The sequence below is a fragment of the Curtobacterium sp. UNCCL20 genome, assembly GCF_900101675.1.
Lineage (GTDB): Bacteria > Actinomycetota > Actinomycetes > Actinomycetales > Microbacteriaceae > Curtobacterium.
In genome coordinates, this window is sequence record NZ_FNKG01000001.1 from 1,185,226 (window position 1) to 1,203,875 (window position 18,650).

The 18,650-nt window shown below is 70.8% G+C and carries 22 protein-coding genes; 12 read left to right on the forward strand and 10 right to left on the reverse strand.

Going from position 1 to position 18,650, the window contains the following annotated elements; genetic code table 11:
• The first annotated feature begins 73 nt into the window (after window positions 1-73).
• Window positions 74-244 (forward strand): hypothetical protein, encoded by a 171-nt coding sequence (locus BLT36_RS18645; RefSeq protein WP_175529509.1) that lies wholly within the window; start codon window positions 74-76, stop codon window positions 242-244.
• A 103-nt stretch (window positions 245-347) separates the two neighbouring features.
• Here the strand turns inward: BLT36_RS18645 and BLT36_RS05830 are convergent, their stop codons facing one another.
• Window positions 348-521 carry an Rv0909 family putative TA system antitoxin gene (locus tag BLT36_RS05830; RefSeq protein ID WP_092092772.1) on the reverse strand — a complete coding sequence of 58 codons (174 nt, stop codon included), beginning with the start codon at window positions 519-521 and terminating at the stop codon, window positions 348-350.
• A gap of 232 nt (window positions 522-753) precedes the next feature.
• Between BLT36_RS05830 and BLT36_RS05835 the strand changes: the two genes are divergently transcribed.
• The 4 genes from BLT36_RS05835 (at window position 754) to BLT36_RS05850 (ending at window position 3,659) form a co-directional block, all read left to right on the forward strand.
• Window positions 754-2,046 carry an adenylosuccinate synthase gene (locus BLT36_RS05835; protein ID WP_092092775.1) on the forward strand — a complete coding sequence of 431 codons (1,293 nt, stop codon included), beginning with the start codon at window positions 754-756 and terminating at the stop codon, window positions 2,044-2,046.
• A 27-nt stretch (window positions 2,047-2,073) separates the two neighbouring features.
• Window positions 2,074-2,631, forward strand: coding sequence for an arsenate reductase/protein-tyrosine-phosphatase family protein (locus BLT36_RS05840; RefSeq protein ID WP_254787508.1), 558 nt, complete (start codon window positions 2,074-2,076; stop codon window positions 2,629-2,631).
• Window positions 2,632-2,899: 268 nt separating this feature from the next.
• Window positions 2,900-3,229, forward strand: coding sequence for a hypothetical protein (locus tag BLT36_RS05845; protein ID WP_092092781.1), 330 nt, complete (start codon window positions 2,900-2,902; stop codon window positions 3,227-3,229).
• A 103-nt stretch (window positions 3,230-3,332) separates the two neighbouring features.
• Window positions 3,333-3,659 carry a hypothetical protein gene (locus tag BLT36_RS05850; RefSeq protein ID WP_092092784.1) on the forward strand — a complete coding sequence of 109 codons (327 nt, stop codon included), beginning with the start codon at window positions 3,333-3,335 and terminating at the stop codon, window positions 3,657-3,659.
• A 107-nt stretch (window positions 3,660-3,766) separates the two neighbouring features.
• On the opposite strand, the gene BLT36_RS05855 is transcribed toward BLT36_RS05850, so the two are convergent.
• Entirely contained in the window at window positions 3,767-4,498 is a 732-nt protein-coding gene (locus tag BLT36_RS05855; protein ID WP_092092786.1) for an SOS response-associated peptidase, read from the reverse strand.
• A 161-nt stretch (window positions 4,499-4,659) separates the two neighbouring features.
• Between BLT36_RS05855 and BLT36_RS05860 the strand changes: the two genes are divergently transcribed.
• Together BLT36_RS05860 and BLT36_RS05865 are read left to right on the forward strand one after the other, a co-directional pair.
• Window positions 4,660-5,085, forward strand: coding sequence for an organic hydroperoxide resistance protein (locus tag BLT36_RS05860; RefSeq protein WP_092092789.1), 426 nt, complete (start codon window positions 4,660-4,662; stop codon window positions 5,083-5,085).
• Window positions 5,086-5,094: 9 nt separating this feature from the next.
• Window positions 5,095-5,481 carry a YchJ family protein gene (locus tag BLT36_RS05865; RefSeq protein ID WP_092092791.1) on the forward strand — a complete coding sequence of 129 codons (387 nt, stop codon included), beginning with the start codon at window positions 5,095-5,097 and terminating at the stop codon, window positions 5,479-5,481.
• Window positions 5,482-5,508: 27 nt separating this feature from the next.
• Here the strand turns inward: BLT36_RS05865 and BLT36_RS05870 are convergent, their stop codons facing one another.
• Window positions 5,509-6,375, reverse strand: coding sequence for a shikimate dehydrogenase family protein (locus BLT36_RS05870; protein WP_092092793.1), 867 nt, complete (start codon window positions 6,373-6,375; stop codon window positions 5,509-5,511).
• A gap of 86 nt (window positions 6,376-6,461) precedes the next feature.
• Here BLT36_RS05870 and BLT36_RS05875 point away from each other — a divergent pair, with 86 nt between their 5' ends.
• Window positions 6,462-7,436, forward strand: coding sequence for an iron-siderophore ABC transporter substrate-binding protein (locus BLT36_RS05875; RefSeq protein WP_092092796.1), 975 nt, complete (start codon window positions 6,462-6,464; stop codon window positions 7,434-7,436).
• A 247-nt stretch (window positions 7,437-7,683) separates the two neighbouring features.
• Here the strand turns inward: BLT36_RS05875 and BLT36_RS05880 are convergent, their stop codons facing one another.
• Complete coding sequence (locus BLT36_RS05880; protein ID WP_175529510.1) at window positions 7,684-8,088, reverse strand: DUF1304 domain-containing protein; 405 nt, start codon at window positions 8,086-8,088, stop codon at window positions 7,684-7,686.
• A 121-nt stretch (window positions 8,089-8,209) separates the two neighbouring features.
• Between BLT36_RS05880 and BLT36_RS05885 the strand changes: the two genes are divergently transcribed.
• Window positions 8,210-8,533: a chorismate mutase gene (locus BLT36_RS05885; RefSeq protein WP_092092799.1), complete on the forward strand. Its 324-nt coding sequence runs from the start codon at window positions 8,210-8,212 to the stop codon at window positions 8,531-8,533.
• Entirely contained in the window at window positions 8,530-9,615 is a 1,086-nt protein-coding gene (locus BLT36_RS05890) for a lactonase family protein (RefSeq protein WP_092092801.1), read from the forward strand. The genes BLT36_RS05885 and BLT36_RS05890 overlap by 4 nt, the downstream gene beginning before the upstream one ends.
• A gap of 176 nt (window positions 9,616-9,791) precedes the next feature.
• Here the strand turns inward: BLT36_RS05890 and BLT36_RS05895 are convergent, their stop codons facing one another.
• Genes BLT36_RS05895 through purS form a run of 4 tightly spaced genes read right to left on the reverse strand, consistent with a single transcriptional unit; the run spans window position 9,792 to window position 14,099 of the window.
• On the reverse strand, window positions 9,792-10,712 hold the full coding sequence (locus tag BLT36_RS05895; protein ID WP_092092804.1) for a 2-hydroxyacid dehydrogenase: 921 nt from the start codon (window positions 10,710-10,712) through the stop codon (window positions 9,792-9,794).
• Window positions 10,713-10,729: 17 nt separating this feature from the next.
• Window positions 10,730-13,111 (reverse strand): phosphoribosylformylglycinamidine synthase subunit PurL, encoded by a 2,382-nt coding sequence (gene purL / locus BLT36_RS05900; protein WP_092092806.1) that lies wholly within the window; start codon window positions 13,109-13,111, stop codon window positions 10,730-10,732.
• Between the two features lie 32 nt (window positions 13,112-13,143).
• Window positions 13,144-13,839: a phosphoribosylformylglycinamidine synthase subunit PurQ gene (gene purQ / locus BLT36_RS05905; RefSeq protein ID WP_092094379.1), complete on the reverse strand. Its 696-nt coding sequence runs from the start codon at window positions 13,837-13,839 to the stop codon at window positions 13,144-13,146.
• A gap of 5 nt (window positions 13,840-13,844) precedes the next feature.
• The gene (purS, locus tag BLT36_RS05910; protein WP_092092809.1) at window positions 13,845-14,099 is read right to left on the reverse strand and encodes a phosphoribosylformylglycinamidine synthase subunit PurS; all 255 of its coding nucleotides are present in this window, start codon (window positions 14,097-14,099) and stop codon (window positions 13,845-13,847) included.
• A gap of 179 nt (window positions 14,100-14,278) precedes the next feature.
• On the opposite strand from purS, the gene BLT36_RS05915 reads away from it, so the two are divergent.
• Both BLT36_RS05915 and BLT36_RS05920 read left to right on the forward strand, forming a co-directional pair.
• Window positions 14,279-14,887 (forward strand): PadR family transcriptional regulator, encoded by a 609-nt coding sequence (locus tag BLT36_RS05915; RefSeq protein WP_092092812.1) that lies wholly within the window; start codon window positions 14,279-14,281, stop codon window positions 14,885-14,887.
• Window positions 14,884-16,557, forward strand: a complete 1,674-nt coding sequence (locus BLT36_RS05920) for a DHA2 family efflux MFS transporter permease subunit (protein WP_254787356.1) — start codon at window positions 14,884-14,886, stop codon at window positions 16,555-16,557. The genes BLT36_RS05915 and BLT36_RS05920 overlap by 4 nt, the downstream gene beginning before the upstream one ends.
• A 322-nt stretch (window positions 16,558-16,879) precedes the next feature.
• Here BLT36_RS05920 and BLT36_RS05925 read toward each other — a convergent pair whose 3' ends face one another.
• Together BLT36_RS05925 and BLT36_RS05930 are read right to left on the reverse strand one after the other, a co-directional pair.
• Window positions 16,880-17,701: a cytochrome c oxidase assembly protein gene (locus tag BLT36_RS05925; protein ID WP_175529511.1), complete on the reverse strand. Its 822-nt coding sequence runs from the start codon at window positions 17,699-17,701 to the stop codon at window positions 16,880-16,882.
• 195 nt (window positions 17,702-17,896) lie between these two features.
• Window positions 17,897-18,649, reverse strand: coding sequence for an aquaporin (locus BLT36_RS05930; protein ID WP_254787359.1), 753 nt, complete (start codon window positions 18,647-18,649; stop codon window positions 17,897-17,899).
• Window position 18,650: the final 1 nt, after the last annotated feature.

Genomic DNA, 18,650 nt, shown 5'->3' on the forward strand with positions numbered 1-18,650 from the left:
ACCGGTGTTTCGCGGAGTGCGTCTACGGGACATGTAGTTAGGCGAACTAGTTATCCGGTGCCAGGATTGGAGCATGCAGACGCAGAGCACCCTGAAGCAGCTCCGGGCCAACCCGATGGAGTGGCGACGCCGTGGGCTCACCCCGCCGGACGTCCTCCAGTCCATGATCGAGGCGCGCCTCGCCGAACCCGGCCACTCCCAGCTCGTGGGCGACCCGAGCTACCAGGACTTCTTCCGGAGCTGATCCGGGGCCGGTGCCGCGATCCGCGACGCGGTCACCGACGGACTGGAGGCGCGGTGCCAGCTGGCACCGCGCCTCCAGTCCGTCGGGGGTCCGGGCGACCGCCCTACTCACCGATCTTGTCGTCGGCCGCGTGCTCCGCCTTGTCGACCTGGTCGCCGTGACCGCCGCCGGTCGCCTTGTCGGCGGCTCCCGCCGCCTTGTCCAGGCCGGCGTCCGTCGCCTTCTCGCCCTTGTCGCTGTCCGCGAAGTCCTTCGCCTTGTCGCCGAGGTTGCTCATGTCCTGCTCCTTCCCTGCTGGGTCTGACGACCCCTGGTGGGTCTGACGACGGTGACGTTGCCCCGGCGCACGTGCACGCGCTCCCAGACGGAGCGGTCGACCGCACGGTCCGGACGGGAGGCCGCGCGTGCTGTCCACAGGCAGGTGGCGCGCAGGTGACCAGCCGATAGACTCGGGTGGACCACCGGCCCGACGGTCGCGTGAGGTCCTCCGCCAACGTGAGGAGAACCAGATGCCCGCAGCAGTCATCATCGGCGCCCAGTGGGGCGACGAGGGCAAGGGGAAGGCCACCGACCTCCTCGGCAGCCGCATCGACTACGTCGTGAAGTTCAACGGCGGCAACAACGCCGGGCACACGGTCGTCGTCGGCGGCGAGAAGTACGCGCTGCACCTGCTGCCCTCCGGCATCCTCACGCCGGGTGTCACCCCGATCATCGGCAACGGCGTCGTCGTCGACCTCGAGGTCCTGTTCCAGGAACTCGACGCGCTGAAGGCCCGCGGCGTCGACACCTCGAAGCTGCTCGTGTCGGCGAACGCCCACGTCATCACGCACTACCACCGCACCATCGACAAGGTGACCGAGCGGTTCCTCGGCAAGCGGCAGATCGGCACCACCGGTCGCGGCATCGGCCCGACCTACGCCGACAAGATCAACCGGGTCGGCATCCGCATCCAGGACATCTTCGACGAGAACATCCTGCGCCAGAAGGTCGAAGCGGCCCTCGACCAGAAGAACCACCTGCTCGTCAAGGTCTTCAACCGCCGCGCGATCGACGCCGAGGAAGTGGTCGAGTCGCTGCTGTCCTTCGCCGACCGTCTGCGGCCGATGGTCGCCGACACCGGGTTGGAGATCCACCGTGCCCTCGAGCGCGGCGAGACCGTCCTGTTCGAAGCCGGCCAGGCCACCATGCTCGACGTCGACCACGGCACCTACCCGTTCGTGACGTCCTCGTCGGCGACCGCCGGTGGCGCCGCGACCGGCTCCGGCATCGGCCCGGGCAAGCTCGAGCGCATCATCGGCATCGTCAAGGCGTACACGACCCGTGTCGGCGCCGGCCCGTTCCCGACCGAGCTGTTCGACGAGTCGGGGGAGTTCCTCCGCGCGAACGGCTTCGAGTTCGGCACCACCACCGGACGTCCGCGGCGCTGCGGCTGGTACGACGCCCCGATCGCCCGCTACACGGCGCGCGTGAACGGTGTGACCGACTTCGTGCTGACCAAGCTCGACGTGCTCACCGGTCTGGCGACGATCCCGGTGTGCGTCGCGTACGAGGTCGACGGTGTCCGCGTCGACGAGGTCCCCGTGAACCAGTCCGACTTCCACCACGCGAAGCCGATCTACGAGGAGTTCCCCGGCTGGACCGAGGACATCACGGGCGCCCGCTCGTTCGAGGACCTTCCCCAGAACGCCCAGGCGTACGTGCTGGCGGTCGAGGCGATGTCCGGCGCCCGGATCTCGGCGATCGGTGTCGGCCCCGGCCGTGACGCCATCGTCGTCCGGCACGACCTGCTCGGCGCGTCCTGACGTGACGGTGAGCGTCCTGCCGTGACGATGCGCGTCCTGTTCGTCTGCAGTGGCAACATCTGCCGTTCGCCGCTCGGCGCACAGGTCCTGACGGCGCGGCTCGGCGGTGACGCTCCGGCGTTCACCGTCGAGTCGGCCGGCACCATCGCCGATGACGGTGCCGCGATGGACGGTGCCGCTGCCGCGCAGTCCGCGCGGCTCGGCGGTGACCCGTCCGCGCACCGGTCGCGGTACCTCACCCCTTCGATCGCAGGAGCAGCCGACCTCGTGCTCACGGCCGAGCGCTCGCACCGCGCCGCCGTGGTGTCGCTCGCACCCCGTGCCGCAAAGCGGGCGTTCACGATCAAGCAGTTCGCCCGGGTGCTCGACGGGCTCGAACCCTCCGACCTCGACGGAGTCGAGTCTGCCGAGCAGCTCGTCGAGCGGGTCGCGCGGCTCCGAGGGACGGTGTCGCCACCGGCCGACCCCGCAGACGACGACGTCGACGACCCCTACCGCCGGTCCGAGGCGACACACAAGCGGGTGGCGGACGAGATCGACGCGGCGCTCGCGGTCATCGCGGACGCGTTGCGCGCCCTGCGCTGAGGCGTCGCCTGCCGTCTGCCCCGATGCTGCTCCGCTGACCGGCTCGAGCGCGCCTGCGGCGTCCGCTGGGAATGGACGGGAAACGAGTACCCCGATCTGTCCCCTGTACCCCGATAGTGTGTCGCACCGGCCCGGAATCATTGGGCTCAGTGATCGATCGCATTGAGGGAACCCGTGAATCAACGGGGGTCGGTGGCGTGGACAGCGCTGTCTCTCGTAGCGTTCTGGTGTCAGAAGATGTACCCCGGAGCGCGAGCAGGAGAGCGACATGAGCACCACCGTCCCCACCGACAGCCGAGCCGAGGTCACCCTCGACACCGAGACCGTCGACACCATCGCGGTCCTCGAAGCCCTGGCCGAGCCGCAGCCTCGCCCCACCCGCGCCAAGCTCACCTGGACCCAGGAAGAGGACGGCGAATGGGTCGCCAACTACGGCGGCTACTTCGGCGGTTCGATCGACAAGCGTGACGGCCGCTACGTGGCCTCCGACACGTTCGGTCTCGTCGTCGGCGACTTCGAGTCGCTCGAGCTCGCCCAGGCGCAGCTCGCGGAGCAGCTCCACGTGATGCTGCCGTCCGTGATCCGCCCCGTCGACTGAGCACCACGCACGTCGCACCACCAGGCACGACGCACGTCGCACCACCAGGCACGACGCACCACCCGCAGCACGGACAGCACCACAGCACGTCAGGAGCAGCACCATGAGCACGACCGTCGCCCACCGCCAGCAGGCCGAGGTGACCCTGGACACCGCCACCATCGAGGCGATCGCCGAGATCGAAGCGGAGGTCATCGCTCCCACGCAGCCTGCGCGTGCCCGCATCACCTGGTCCCAGCCCGACACCGGCCTCTGGGCCGCCAACTACGGCGGCTACTACGGCGGCACCGTCGACCGGCAGGGCACCCACTACTTCGTGTCCGACACCTTCGGCCAGTACGTCGGTGACTTCCGCTCGCTGGAAGAGGCGCAGCGGCGTCTCGCCGAGCGGCTGCACGTCGTCCTGCCGGACGTGATGCGGACGGTCTGACCGGCCGCACCGCGGCACTGGACCCGGAGGCCCGGATCAGGTGAGCAGATCTGCTCACGTGGTCCGGGCCTCCAGTCCGTTGCGCTCCGTTCGCGCAGCAGCGCTGGTTACGCGACCCGCTCGATGAGCTGCGGTCCGTCGTTCTTGACGCTGTTCACGGCACGGGAGACCTCGTACTGCTCGAGCCCCGCCGCCACCGTCAGTGACTCGTGGTCGAGCAGGGAAAGCAGGTCGTCGGTGCCGAGCCCGCCGTCGAGCCAGTCGTCGTAGCCGTCCGGGGTGAGGAACGCCGGCATCCGGTCGTGGACCTCGCCCGGGGCGACGTGGGCGTCACGGGTGATGATCGCGAGGGACAGCCGCCACTTGTCCGGGTCGCCTTCGGGCTTCGTCGGGTCGGGCCATGCGCTCACGAGCCCGGCCATCGCCAGGGCTCCGCCGGGCTCGTGCACGAAGTGGGGCTCCTTGCCGTCCTCGCGCACGACCCACTCGTAGTACCCCTGCGCGGGGATGATGCAGCGGTTCGTCGCGAAGGCCCGCTTGAACATGCCGCTCGTCGCCACGGTCTCGATGCGGGCGTTGATCGGTTTCGGGCGCTGCTTCTGGAAGTCCTTCGCCCAGCTCGGCACGAAGCCCCAGCTGATCTGCGGGAGTTCCCGTTCACCGTGGCGCTGCCGGACCGCGAACACGGGGTCGGTCGGGGCGACGTTCCAGCTCGGGATGAGACCGGTGCCGACCTCGCCGGTGTCCTCGTCGACGTGCTCGGTCCGGGCGGCGAGCCCACCGACGAGTTCGGGCAGCAGATCAGCGGTGGTGTCGGAGACCACGAACCTTCCACACATGCGCCCAGTGTGCCCGCCGCCACCGACAGGCGCCCGGTGGCCCGCTGCAGGCGGCCACGCATGACCGGACACGCCCGAGCCGCCCGCAACGCCGAGCGGCCCCCGCCCGCCGTTCCGCCGCGTTCCAGCACTCGCTCAGGAACGCACGATGCGCTCGGACCATGAGTCTCGACATCGTCTACACCGCAGCAGCCCACGCCACCGGCGGAGGCCGCGACGGCCACGTGCGCACCGAGGACGACCGCCTCGACCTCGACACCCGTCCGCCGAAGGAGATGGGTGGCAGCGGCGAGGGAACGAACCCCGAGCAGCTGTTCGCCGCCGGGTACGCCGCGTGCTTCCTCGGGGCACTGCACGCCGCGGGCAAGGAGCTCGGGGTCGACACCACCGGGGCCGAGGTCTCCGCCGAGGTCGGCATCGGCGGCAACGGGCAGGGCGGGTTCGGGCTCGCGGTGGAGCTCGACGTGTACGCCCCGTCGGCCGAGCCGTCGCAGCGCCAGCGCCTCACCGAGCGTGCCCACGAGATCTGCCCCTACTCGAACGCCACCCGCGGCAACATCACCGTCGCGCTCTCGATCGTCGACTAGCGTTCCGCCGTGGTCACCGACGAGTCGCGCTGCCCCTGCCTGAGCGGGAACCCCTACGGCGAGTGCTGCGGACCCCTGCACGCCGGGGCCGCCGCCCCGACGGCAGAGCGGCTCATGCGGTCACGGTTCAGCGCGTTCGCGCTCGGTCTGCCGGAGTACCTCCTGCTGACGTGGCACCCGCGGACGCGGCCGGCCACGCTCGAGTTGGACCCGGAGCAGCGATGGACACGGTTGGACGTGCTGTCGACGCAGTCTGGAGGCCCGTTCGACTCCCGGGGCACGGTCGCGTTCCGCGCGTGGTGGCGCAGCGACGACGAACGGGGCACGCTCGAGGAGACGAGCGAGTTCGTCCGCGAGGGCGGGCGCTGGTTCTACGTCGACGGCGTGGTGGCCTGAGCGCGTCCTGCTCGTCTTCGGGGCTGCTCAGGCCGTGATGGTCTCGGGCAGGCCCACGGCGGCGCGCATCGCCTTCCGCACCTCGGCCTCGCGCGGCAAAAGCTCGTCCTGGTCACCCGTGAGGAAGAACCGGATCTGCCCGATGGCCTGCTCGGTGAGCATGTCGAGGCCGTTCAGCACGCGGCCACCGTCGGCACCCCACCGGCTCGCGGCGGCGGTGGGCCACGGCTCGTAGGCGACGTCGAACAGCACCGCGTCGGGGCCGGAGGGCAGCAGCTCGAGGTCGTCGGCGGCACCGCCGGGCAACGTCGAGACGACGAACCCGTGGCGGGTCCCGGGGAGCTCGGTGAGCGGGAACACCTCGAGGGTGACCCCGAGCCGCACCGCCAGGTCGACGAGCTGCCCGGTCTTCGCGGTGTCGCGGACGAACACCCGCACGAGTGCCGCCCCGAGCCGCACGGCCGCGGTGAGGGCGCTCGCCGCGGTCGCCCCGCCGCCGAGGATCGCCGCCTCGCCGGGCAGGTGCCCGAGCGCCTCGACCGGGCGGACGAGCCCTTCGACGTCGGTGTTCGCGCCGTGCCGCAGGACGGTGTCGCCCTCGGTGCGGAACGCGATGGTGTTCGCGACGCCGAGCTCGTCGACGAGCGGGGTGGTCCGGTCGAGGAGCGGCAGCACCTCGCGTTTGAGCGGCATCGTGAGGCTCAGCCCACGCCATTCGCGGCCCAGCCCCGCGACGAACGCGTCGAGCCCACCGGACGCGACCTCGTGCCTCCCGTACCGGAACGGCACCCCGAGCACGTCGTAAGCCGCTGCGTGGAGCGCGGGCGAGAGCGAGTGCGCGATGGGGGAGCCGAGCACCGCCAGGGTGGTGCGGTCGGGGTCGAGGTACGTCACGGTGCCAGGGTATCCAGCCGTGTCTCCGAGCCAGCCGTTAGGTTAGGCTACCCTTCGTGATCCGTACTCCCCATCGTTTCCGACGCGTGCTCGCCGCAGCCGGCGCCCTCGTCGCAGCGTCCCTCGTCCTCGCCGGGTGCGCCTCCGGCTCCGGCACGTCCACCGACGAGTCGTCGTCCTCCGGTGACGGCGCCTTCCCGGTGTCCATCACGACCGCGCTCGGCACCACGAAGATCGACGCGAAGCCGAAGCGCGTCGTCGCCCTCGGCTGGGGCGACGCCGAGACCGCACTCGAACTCGGCGTGCAGCCCGTCGGTGCGAGCGACTGGCTCGCATTCGGTGGCGACGGCGTCGGACCGTGGCTCAAGGGGGCCTACAAGAAGTCGCCGAAGATCATCCAGACGCTCGAGCCAAGCTACGAGGACATCCTCAAGCTGAAGCCCGACGTGATCCTCGACGTGAAGTCCTCGGGCGACAAGGACCGCTACGCGAAGCTGTCCGCCATCGCGCCGACCGTGGCGATCCCGAAGGGCGGGGAGAACTACCTCGCATCGACGGAGCAGCAGACCACGATGATCGCGAAGGCGCTGGGCAAGGAGGCCGAGGGCAAGAAGCTGCTCGCCGGTCTCGACGACGCCTACGCCGCCGCGCGGAAGGCCCACCCGGAGTTCGACGGCAAGTCCGCCGTGGTCGGTGCCTACACGGCCGACGGGTTCGGTGCCTACGCCTCGACGGACAGTCGTTCCACCTTCATGCGGAACCTCGGCTTCACCATCCCGAAGGCCATCGATGAGCAGGCCGGCAAGGCGTTCTCGGTGCACCTCTCGGACGAGAACCTCGACCTGCTGAACGCCGACCTCACGCTGATCCTGCCGATCTACGTCGATGCGTCGAAGGCCGAGTCGGACCCGCTGTTCCAGAAGGTGCCGTCGGTCGAGGCCGGGCACTCCATCGTGTTCGACGACCCCGACGTGTCCTCGGCGTTCTCGATGGGGACCACCGCGGCGATCGAGTGGGCGCTGAAGAAGCTGCCCGACGAGTTCGCGGCGAAGCTGGGCTGACGCGGGGCCGGGCGCCGGGCGCCGGGCGCCGGGCCGCTGCTCCGCGAAAGCGACAGATTGCCGCGGAACCTCCGCGGCAATCTGTCGCTCTCGCCGAGGGGACGCGAGCCACAGCCGGGAACTGTCGCGCTGACGGACGGGAGGCTCGGTGCCAGCTGGCACCTGGGCCACGCCGGCGGCTCCCGCCGCGCGCAATGGGAAGGAACGCCTGCGTGCGATGGGAAAGGACGCGCGCGAACGCGCCGGGTCAGACGCCGAACGTCGACCCGAGGAACGCGAACAGCAGCGCGATGAGCGGGAACGAGCCCTGCACGAACGCGGAGTTGAGGTAGCGCCGACCGGTCCCGGCGAGGATCACCGCGGCACCGAGCATGCTCGCGGTGGAGAACACGACGAGGGTCCACCCGCTCGCGGTGTTGCCCGCGGTGACCAGCACGACGCCGAGCAGCGCACCGATCGCCAGGAACAGGTTGTAGAAGCCCTGGTTGAAGGCGAGCGACCGGGTCGCCTCGGCCTCGGTGTCGGACGCGATCCCGAAGACCCGGCGGACGCGCGGGCTCGTCCACGCCACGGACTCGAGGAAGAAGATGTACACGTGCACGAGACCCGCGAGGGCCGCGACCACGCACGAGATCACGAGCAGGACCGACATGGGTTCCATTCTCGCAGTTCAGAAGGGGTGCTCAGGTTCTGCCCAGGTTCAGCAGTGGGGCGTCGAGCACGTCCGGCGTAACCGACACGAGTCGGCCAGCCTCGGCGGTTAGGCTCGTGCCATGAGCGACGACGACACCACGCCCCAGTACGACCAGGCGGCCGTCGCCGAACTGCGCAGCATCCGGCAGAGCATCGACAACATCGACGCCGCGCTGATCCACATGCTCGCTGAGCGCTTCAAGTACACGCAGCGCGTCGGGTACCTCAAGGCCGCCGCGGGCATGCCGGCAGCCGACCCGGGTCGCGAGCAGGTCCAGGTCGCCCGGCTCCGCTCGCTCGCAGCCGAAGCCCACCTCGACCCCGCGTTCGCCGAGAAGTTCCTCAACTTCATCGTCGCCGAGGTCATCCACCACCACGAGCAGATCGCCGGCGGCGAGGCGTGACCGCGACGCTCCCCACCCTGCTCGTCGGCTCGTACACGGCGACGGGTGGCGGCACCGCGACCGGCATCTCGATCGTCGCGAGCACCGCGGCCTCCGAGTCCGACAGCGCTGACGTCCGCACCGTGGCCGTCATGGACGACCCCTCGTTCCTCGCCGTGTCCGGCGACCGGGTCTACGCCGTCTCCGAGACCGCCGACGGCGGCGTCTCGGCCTTCCGCCGCGACGGCTCCGGGCTCGAGCACCTCTGGGACGCACCCGCCGGTGGGGACGCCCCGTGCCACGTGCGCGTCGACCCGTCCGGTGCGCTCGTGGTCACCAACTACGTCTCCGGCACCGTGACCGCGGTGTCGCTCCGGACCGCCGAGTCGCACGCCGCCTCCGTGCTCGCCAGCGATGGACTCGTCGCGGCCCACGGCAGCGAGGAGCTCGTCGGCGCACCGGGCTCGGCCGTCGTGACCGAGGTCCTGCCGGACGCCTCCGGCCCGGTCGAGGACCGGCAGGAGGGCCCGCACGCCCACCAGTCGATCGCGACGCCGGACGGGACGGTGCTCGTCGCCGACCTCGGCGGCGACGCGCTCCACGAGTTCCGGATCACGGACGCTCCGTCGATCGAGCCGGTCCGGGTGCACCACGTCGCGCCCGGCGTGGGGCCGCGGCACATGGCCTGGTACGACGGCGACCTGTTCGTGGCCGGCGAGCTGGACGGGCACGTCCACCGCCTGCGCCGCGACGAGTCCGGATCGTTCGTCACGGTCGCGTCCGCCGCGACCTTCACGGGCGAGGTCGGCGAGTCCCTCCTCAGCCACATCGAGGTCGACGATGCCGGACGGGTGTTCGTCGCGGTCCGCGGTCGAGACCTCATCGTGGTGCTCGACGCTGCCGACGGTGGCCTGATCCTGGTCGGCTCGGCGTCGTCCGGCGGCGTGTGGCCGCGGCACTTCGCGCGCGTCCCCGGGTTCGTGCTCGTCGCGAACCAGATGTCGGACGCGATCGCGGTCCTGCCCCTCGGCGACGACGGCGTGCCCGGCGAGGCCGTCGCGCAGATCCCGGTCGGCACGCCGACCTGCGTCGTCCCCGTCTGATCCTGTCGGCGGACTGATCCGCGCGGCGGACTGATCCAGTCTGCGGACTGGTCCTGTTTTCCGGACCGGTCCGGCTGACGGCCTGGAGGCGCGGTGCCAGCCGGCACCGCGCCTCCAGGCCGTCACCTGGTCACGACCACCGCACGCCGCTCACCGGACGCGCGTGGCCCGCGGCCTCAGCGCTCGATGACGTTCTCGAACGGGCGGTCCTCGGCCAGCGCGGCCACCTGCCGACGCATCAGCTCGATCGACCGCGGCACGCTGAGGTCGGTGTTGCCGCCGACGTGCGGCGTGAGCACGGTGTTCGGCGTCGTCCAGAGTGGGTGCCCGGCGGGGAGCGGCTCCGGATCGGTGACGTCGAGTGCTGCCGACAGTCGTCCGGACTGCAGTTCAGTGACCAGGGCATCGGTGTCGACGACCTTGCCGCGCGCGACGTTCACCACGAGCGCGCCGTCGGGCAGTGCCGCGAGCAGGTCGGCGTCCACCAGCCGCTCGGTCTCGTCGGTGAGCGGCGCGATGAGCACGAGGACGTCCGTCCGGGCCGCGAGTTCCGGCAGCTCGCCGAACGCGCGCACCTGCCGGCCGTCCTGCTCGCGGGCTGTCCGTGCCACCACGGTCACTTCGGTGCGGAACGCCTCGAAGCGGGTGGCGATCGCGGACCCGATCGCACCGTAGCCGACCACCGTCACGCGGCGGTCGGCCAGGGAGCGCGTCGTGCGGGCGTCCCAGACGCCGTTCGCGCGGTCGGCCTGGAACGCGCCGAGCTCGCGGAGCGAGGTCAGCGCCAGCCCGACGGCGAGTTCCGCGGTCTCGTCGTCGTGGATGCCGCGGCCGTTCGCGAGCGCCGCGTGCCCGGGGACGTGCGGGACGGCGTGCTCGTAGCCGGCGCTCGGCAGCTGCAGCAGCTGCAGGTTCGGCAGGTCGTGCACGTACTGCCAGCGGTGGCGCCCGCCGAAGTAGAACGGCAGGAACGTGATCGCGACGTCGTCGGGCCGTGTGTACGGTCCCTCGACGTCCCACACGTCCAGCTCGATGCCGTCCGGCACCGGGCCGAACCGGTCGACGAGCTCGGCGAAGGGCAGCGTGACGATCGGCATCCGGCGGGCGCCCCGGCTCAGGAGTCCGTGCGGGGCGAGAACGCGCCGTCGGAGTCGAGCGGGCCGCGGCCGACGTAGCCCTCGGTGACGTCCTCGACGATGACGTCCCCGAAGCGGGACGGCAACGTCGCGTTGTGCGTCCCACGGAGCTCGTCGATCGTGGCCTCGAACGCACCCTGGACCTCGAGCGACCCCGACGCGGCGTCGGTGACGCCGATGCGGAGCACCGGGAAGCCCCGGCCGTCGCAGAGGCCCTGGAAGCGGACGTCGTCCTCGCGGCGGACGGTCACGATGACGCGGCCGGTCGACTCGGAGAACAGCGCCGTGGCGGTGTCGACGCCGTCGCGCTCCTCGAGCTCGTCGAGCACCACGCGGGCACCGAGGCCGAAGCGCAGCACCGACTCGGCGAGCGTCTGGCCGAGGCCGCCGTCCGCCAGGTCGTGGGCGCTCGTGAGCAGCTGCTCGCTCGCCGCGGCGTGGAGCAGGTCCGCCAGGGCCTTCTCGCGCTCGAGGTCCACCGCCGGCGGACGACCGCCGAGGTGACCGTGCACGGTGCCGGCCCAGGCCGACCCGTCGAGCTCGAGCGACGTGGTGCCGAGCAGGTAGATGTTGTGGCCGTCGTCCTGCCAGCCGGACGGGATGCGCAGGGCGACGTCCTCGATCACGCCGAGCACACCGACGACCGGGGTCGGGTGGATCGGGGTGGTGCCGGTCTGGTTGTAGAACGAGACGTTGCCGCCGGTGACCGGGATCCCGAGCTCCATGCAGCCGTCCGCGAGGCCCTCGACGGCCTCGGAGAACTGCCACATGACCTCGGGGTTCTCCGGGGAGCCAAAGTTCAGGCAGTCCGTGACCGCGGCGGGGACGGCACCGGTGACGGCGACGTTCCGGTACGCCTCGGCCAGAGCCAGACGTGCACCCTGCTTCGGGTCGAGCTGGCAGTACCGGCCGTTCGCGTCGGTCGCGATGGCGACGCCGAGACCGGTCTCCTCGTCGACGCGGATCATGCCGCCGTCGTCGGGGAAGGAGAGCGCGGTGTTGCCGAGCACGTAGGTGTCGTACTGGTTCGTCACCCAGTTCTTCGACGCCAGGTTCGGCGAGCCGAGCAGGCTGAGGAACTGCGCCTTGAGCGCCGGTCCGTCGGCCGGGCGGTCGAGCGACGCGGCCGAGTCGGCCTGCAGCGCGTCGATCCAGGTCGGGTACGCGACCGGGCGGTCGTAGACGGGGCCGTCGACGGCGACCGTGCGCGGGTCGACGTTGACGATCTCCTCGCCCTGCCAGTCGATGACGAGACGGCCGGTGCCGGTGACCTCGCCGAGGACGCTGGTCTCGACCTCCCACTTGCCGACGACCTGCAGGAACTCGTCGAGCTTCTCGGGCCGGACGACCGCCATCATGCGCTCCTGGCTCTCCGACATCAGGATCTCTTCGGCGGTGAGCGTGGGGTCGCGGAGCAGGACGTCGTCGAGCGAGATGTGCATGCCGCCGTCGCCGTTCGACGCGAGCTCCGAGGTGGCGCAGGAGATGCCCGCGGCGCCGAGGTCCTGGATGCCCTCGACGAGTTCCTTCTGGAACAGCTCGAGGCAGCACTCGATGAGGACCTTCTCGGCGAACGGGTCGCCGACCTGGACGGCGGGACGCTTGGTCGGGCCGCCCTCGGTGAAGGTGTCGGACGCCAGGATCGACGCACCGCCGATGCCGTCGCCACCGGTGCGGGCACCGAAGAGCACGACCTTGTTGCCGGCGCCGGACGCGTTCGCCAGGTGCAGGTCCTCGTGCCGGAGGACGCCGACCGCGAGGGCGTTCACGAGCGGGTTGCCCTGGTACACCGGGTCGAAGTAGGTCTCGCCGCCGATGTTCGGCAGGCCCAGGCAGTTGCCGTAGAACGAGATGCCGCCGACGACGCCGTGCACGACGCGCGCGGTGTCCTCGTGGTCGATCGCTCCGAAGCGGAGCTGGTCCATCACGGCGACCGGACGGGCACCCATCGAGATGATGTCGCGGACGATGCCGCCGACACCCGTTGCGGCGCCCTGGTAGGGCTCGACGTAGGACGGGTGGTTGTGCGACTCGACCTTGAAGGTCACCGCCCAGCCGTTGCCGACGTCGACGACGCCCGCGTTCTCGCCCATGCCGACCATCAGGTTCTTGGTCATCTCCGGCGTGACCTTCTTGCCGAACTGCCGGAGGTAGTTCTTCGACGACTTGTACGAGCAGTGCTCGGACCACATCACGGAGTACATCGCGAGCTCGCCCGACGTGGGGCGGCGGCCGAGGATCTCGCGGATCTTCGCGTACTCGTCCGCCTTCAGCCCGAGCGCCTCGTACGGCTGCTCCTTGTCCGGGGTGGCTGCGGCGTCCTGCACGGTGTCGGGCTTCGGGCGCACGAAAGTGGTCACGGTGTTGTCGTTTCCTGTCGCTTGACGAGCGGTCACTTGATGAGCGCGTGCTCGATCACGGAGGTGAAGAAGGTGAGGCCGTCCGTCCCGGAGGCCATCGCAGCGGCGGTGTCCGGGCCGAACCCGGGCTCCGTCGCGTGCTCGGGGTGCGGCATCAGGCCGACGACGTTGCCGCGCTCGTTCGAGACGCCGGCGATGTCGTCGATCGACCCGTTCGGGTTCACGCCGACGTAGCGGAACACGACCTGGCTGTTGTCCTCGATGCGCTTGATCTCGTCGGCGTCCGCCACGAAGCGGCCGTCGGCGTTCTTCAGCGGGATGGTGATCTCCTGCTGGGCGGTGAAGCCCGAGGTCCACGCGGTGCCGGTGGTCTCGACGCGGAGCTTCTGGTCGCGCCGGATGAACTGCTGGTGCGCGTTGCGGGTGTGCGCCCCGGGCACGAGCCGCGCCTCGGCGAGCATCTGGAAGCCGTTGCAGATGCCGAGCACGGGCATGCCCTTGCCGGCCGCGTCGATGACCTCGGCCATGATCGGCGCCTTCGCGGCGATCGCACCGGCGCGGAGGTAGTCGCCGTAGGAGAACCCGCCGGGCAGCACGATGGCGTCGACGCCCTGCAGGTCGTGGTCGCCGTGCCAGAGCGCGACGGGCTCGGCACCGGCGAGACGGACCGCGCGCTGGGCGTCGCGGTCGTCGAGGGAGCCGGGGAAGGTGATGACACCGATGCGCATGGCGCTCACTCGGCGTCGGCGACGTGGACCGAGACGACGTCCTCGATCACGGCGTTGGAGAAGACGTCGGCCGCGATCTCGCGGACCTCGGCGAGCTTGGCGTCGTCGACCGGGCCGTCGACGGCCACCTCGAAGCGCTTACCGATGCGGACGTTGGTCAGGTCGGCCTTGCCGAGACGGGCGAGGGCGTTGCCCACCGCCTTGCCCTGGGGGTCGAGGATCTCGGCCTTCGGCATGACCTCGACGACGATCGTTGGCACGTGTTCACTCCAGCACTTCGGGGGTGGGTGGGACGCGACCAGTCTACGGGGCGCGCGCGACACGCCGGGACGGCCACGGGCCTCCAGACCGGCCCTTGCTGTGCGGTTGTTCATGTCTGTTCCAACGCGTATATTCCACTTCGAATAGTCAACAACGAACAAGCGGACTGGAGGCACGTGTGCCGTCGCTCACGCCACTCGCGTTCGCCGCGCTCGGGCTCCTGGCCGAGGGGCCGACGCATCCCTACGAGATGTTCCAGACGATGACGCACCGACGGGACGGCCGGAACGTCAAGGTCCGGCCCGGCACCCTGTACCACCAGGTCGGCCGCCTGGTGGAGCTCGGCCTCGCCGAGGTCGTGGGGACCGACCGGGCGGGTAACCGTCCGGAACGCACCACCTACGCCATCACGGACGACGGGTGGACGGCGCTGCACGACGGGCTCGTCCGGCTGATCGCCGAACCGGCCGAGGAGTACCCCGTCTTCCACCTGGCCGTCGCCGAGATCGAGAACCTGTCGGTCGACGAGGCCGAGTCCGCCCTCCGTGCGCGGGTCACCGCACTCCGGGCCCAGAGCGACGAGGCGGACGAGATCCTCGGGATCGTCCGAGCGAAGGACCTGCCCGAGCGGTACTGGCTCGACGTGTCGTACGTCCGTGCCATGCTCGCCACGCAGATCGAGTGGCTCGCCGCCACGGCCGACCGGATCGCCGCCGGCCACATCTCCTGGAACGCCTCCGTCGCGTCCGCAGACACCACCACGAACAGCAAGGAAACCACTCGATGACCACCGTCACGCCTCCGCGGACGACCGAGAAGAAGCCGTGGCCTGCCCTGTGGGCACTCGTCGTCGGGTTCTTCATGATCCTCGTCGACTCGACCATCGTGTCGGTCGCCACCCCCACCATCGCCCAGAAGCTCGACGCGGACATCAACGCCGTGATCTGGGTGACGAGCGCGTACCTGCTCGCCTACGCCGTGCCGCTCCTCATCACCGGGCGCCTCGGTGACCGCTTCGGCCCGAAGGTGCTCTACCAGACCGGCCTCGTCGTGTTCACGCTCGCCAGCCTCTGGTGCGGCCTGTCCGGCTCGATCGAGATGCTCATCGTCGCCCGCGTCGTGCAGGGCCTCGGCGCCGCGATGATGACCCCGCAGACCATGTCGGTCATCACCCGGATGTTCCCGCCGCAGAACCGTGGCGCGGCCATGGGCCTCTGGGGTGCCGTCGCTGGCGTCGCCTCGCTCGTCGGCCCGATCCTCGGCGGCCTGCTCGTCGACGGGTTCGGCTGGGAGTGGATCTTCATCGTGAACGTCCCCGTCGGCGTCGTCGCGTTCGTCCTCGCGCAGCGCTTCGTCCCGTCGTTCGAGCGTCACGGCCACCGGTTCGACTACCTCGGCATCGTGCTCTCCGCCGTCGGGCTCTTCCTGCTCGTCTTCGGCATCCAGGAGGGCGAGACCTACGACTGGGGCGTCATCGCCGGCCCGCTCACGGTCTGGTCGCTGATCATCGCCGGCCTCGTCGTCCTCGCCGCCTTCGTGGTGTGGCAGGGCGTGCAGAAGGGCGAGCCGCTGCTGCCGCTCGGCCTGTTCAAGGACCGCAACTTCACCCTCGCGAACATCGCCATCACCGCGGTGGGCGTCGCGATCTCGTCGTTCGCGCTGCCGATCATGCTCTGGGCCCAGGACGTCGAGAAGTTCTCGCCGACCGGTGCTGCGCTGCTCCTCGTGCCGCAGGCCGTCATCTCCGCCGGTCTCGCCCCGCTCGTGGGCAAGAAGCTCACCGTGTGGAACCCGCGCTGGGTCGCCTCGTTCGGGCTCGCGTGCTTCTCGGCCGGACTGTTCTGGTTCGGTGCGCTGCTGTCCTCCGGTGCCGACTGGGGCTGGGTGCTCCTGCCGAGCGCGCTCCTCGGACTCGCCAACGCCTGCATGTGGGGCCCGCTGTCCGTCTCGGCGACGCGGAACCTCTCGCCGCGCCTGGCCGGTGCCGGCTCGGGCGTCTACAACACCACGCGGCAGATCGGTGCGGTCCTCGGTTCGGCCGGCATCGCCGCGCTGATCGAGGCGCGCATCACGGCGAACTTCCCGGTCCAGTCCGGCGGGGTCTCGGCCGGCGGCGCCGAGCAGCAGGTCGGCGGCCTGCCCGGCTTCCTGCTCCAGCCGTTCGCCACCGCGATGGGGCAGTCGCTCGTGCTGCCGGCCGTGGTGCTCGTCATCGCGATCGTCGCGGCCCTCTTCCTGGCGAAGCCGAAGCAGACCGTGGCGTGGCAGCAGACCGGTTCGGTGGCGACGCAGCCCGACGCTGCCGCTCCCGACGCTGCTGCTCCGGCGCCCGCTGCTGCTGCCGCCCCTGCTGCGGCTCCGGCCGAGCACGGTGTGCACGCGGCCGCTGCGGCTCCGGCCACCCCGGAGGACGAGCTCGCCTCGCTCGACCACCACGGCAAGCACGCCGACGCCTGAGTCGCGTCGTCGTCCCGGGCCCCGGGCTGCTCACACGAGCGGCGCGGGGCCCGTTCCGTTTCCGCGGCGCTGTTGCCTGGTGCCGGGTGCCGGGGTGCCGGGGTGCCGTGTGCTCGTCGAAACATGCACACGCCTGCTGCTACATCCCACGAGTCGATCGACGCGTGCTTCGTCGAACGATGCCGGCGCATGTGCTGCGTGTGCATCTTCCGACATCCCACGAGTCGATCGACGGGTGCTTCGTCGGAATCTGCGTGTGCATGTTTCGCCGCCCGGCCGCCCGGCACCGCGCCGCCCGGTCGCCCGGCCGCCCCGCGCCCGCCTACCCGCGGCGCTGCAGGTGCGCGCGGGTGAGCTCCTCCATCTCCTCGTCCGAGAGGGCGTCGATCGTGCGGGCCTCGCGACGATCGGTGCGCTGCCACCGGATGAAGAGGGAGATGAGCACGGGGATGTCCGCGACCTCGGCGATGAACCACAGCAGGTCACCCGCCAGGTGCTGGTCACGCAGGGGGGAGGGGAACCACGGCTGCCCGACCGCCTGCACGACCGACCCGTCGAGCACGTGGTTCGTGATCCGCAGGACGATGCCCGGGATCGCGTCCGCCATGAGCTCGACGAACGCCAGCAGGAACTCGACGGTGACGAAGGTCGACGAGCGCAGGATCCCCGGCTCCGACAGCGGCGTCAGCAGGGTGAACCCGAGCACCGGCACCAGCACGGTGATGGCGACGGCCCAGACCGGGGACTCCCGGACGGTCGCCGCGAACGGGGTGAGCAGCACGCAGAACAGCGCGAGGGCGATGAGCGGCGACACGATCGCGTTGCCGAGGAACCGTGCCGGACGCGAGTGCAGCATGGCGGTGGCGGTCTCGGCGAGGTGAGCCGGGCCTCCAGTCCGGAGCAGCGAGACGGGCGCGGCCAGCGCTGCGAAGGTGGGGACCGCGAAGAACAGCAGGGCCAACCGCAGCACGAACGCCCACCGGAGTTCGCGGTCGTACACGCCGACGATGCCGAACTGCAGGATGCCGAACAGGACGAGGGCTCCGAGGAACGCGAGGCTCCGCCACCACGGCCAGGGGGTGCCTCGGCGAGCGGCGCCGACCACCCACCAGCCGTAGGTCACGGCGGCGACGGCGATGAGCACCGCTGCGAGCGGGTCGGGGTGCCAGATGCTCCAGAACTCGGGTGTCGACGGCGTGGGGTGCCTCCTGCGGGTCGTGCTGCCGAAGACGATCCTCCGCCCGCAGCACGGCCCGCAGGGGCTCCGATCGGTGAGAACCGGTTCAGATCCGCACGAGGTGGTGCGCGCTCGGTTCTGGACTGGCTGTGCCGACCGGTGTCACCGCTCGGTCGCGCGCACCCGGGCAGCGGCGCCCGCGATCGCTCCACCGAGGACGGGGAAGACCAGGAACGCCCACCACTGCGCCAGCCACTCCGGGCCGGCGAACACGGCGGTGGCGAACGACCGTGCCGGGTTGAGCGAAGCGTTCGAGATCGGGATCAGCGTGAGGAGGAGGATCGTCAGGGTCGCACCGATCACGACGGGGGCGGGGACGGCGCTTCCGCGGGGGCCGGTGACGCGGAGGATGACCGTCGCGAAGAGTGCTGTGCCGACCGTCTCCGCGATCGCGACGCCGAGGAGCGTGAAGCCCGCCGGACTCTGCGAGCCGTAGCCGTTCGAGGCGAATCCACCGTCGAGCGTCGCGGCGAGGAACCCGCGAGACCCTTGACCTGCGAGGAGCAGGAGGACGGCGGCGCCGAGCGTGCCACCGACGAACTGTGCGAGCACGTACGCTCCCACGTCTGCCCAACGGTGGCGCCCCGCCACGGCGAGCGCGATGGTCACCGCCGGGTTGAAGTGGCCGCCGCTGACGGGGCCGAAGGCGCTGGCGCCGATCATCACGACGAGCCCCAGGGTGACGGCGACCCCGAGGAGGCCGATGCCGAGCGTCCCGTGCTCATCGGGGAACACGGCCGTGTAGCTCGCTGCTCCGACCAGGGCGAACACGAGCAGGAACGTCCCCGCCGCTTCCGCTGCGATGCATGCGGTGATCCCGGGAACTGCTGGAATGTCGTGTGTCATCGTTGTCATG